This window comes from Gordonia sp. N1V (genome assembly GCF_029269935.1).
In the GTDB taxonomy this organism is placed as follows: domain Bacteria; phylum Actinomycetota; class Actinomycetes; order Mycobacteriales; family Mycobacteriaceae; genus Gordonia; species Gordonia polyisoprenivorans.
The window spans coordinates 1-482 of sequence record NZ_JARJDD010000101.1 but is presented as its reverse complement, the minus strand read 5'-3'; the positions used below and the strand labels follow the sequence as shown (position 1 = coordinate 482).

Here is a 482-nt window from a genome sequence, read left to right as displayed (position 1 = left end):
ACTACGACCTCGTCGAAATCCTCACCCCCGACCCCAGCCCGGACTCGCCGATCGACACCCGACTCGCTCAACTACTCGGCGGTCACCGGTTCTAGACCGTCACGTGCTTCCGTGAATGGTCGGAAACCAGCAGCGGTGCAACAGGTCTCGAGGCTCGTCGCTATCGCTCCTCGGCACCTCGACCACCGGGAGAAAGGGAACGCCACTAACGCTCCTTGGCACCTCGACCATTGGGACGAAAGCGCGCCCCAAATACAGGGGAAGACTGGTGTGGTCGTCGAACACGGCCAGCCACGGCTGGCACTGAGCTGCGAGGGCGATGACATCGCGGATCGGGAGCAGGGTGCCGGTCGCCGTGACGCCCATCCCGGTCTGCGCGATCAGGTCGGACAGCGATGCTTTGATGATCAGATGTGGTGGTAGCCCGCGATGGGATTGGGGGCCGAGACCGACATCCAGTCCGGCGCGCAGGACTGCTTCCA

Annotated in this window: 1 protein-coding gene; it reads right to left on the bottom strand. The window is 64.1% G+C overall.

The genetic code is table 11. From position 1 onward, the window contains the following. Nucleotides 1-99: 99 nt before the first annotated feature. Nucleotides 100-482, bottom strand: a 383-nt coding sequence (locus tag P3L18_RS28290) for a DUF222 domain-containing protein (protein WP_276116010.1), incomplete at its 5' end; no start/stop codon positions are given.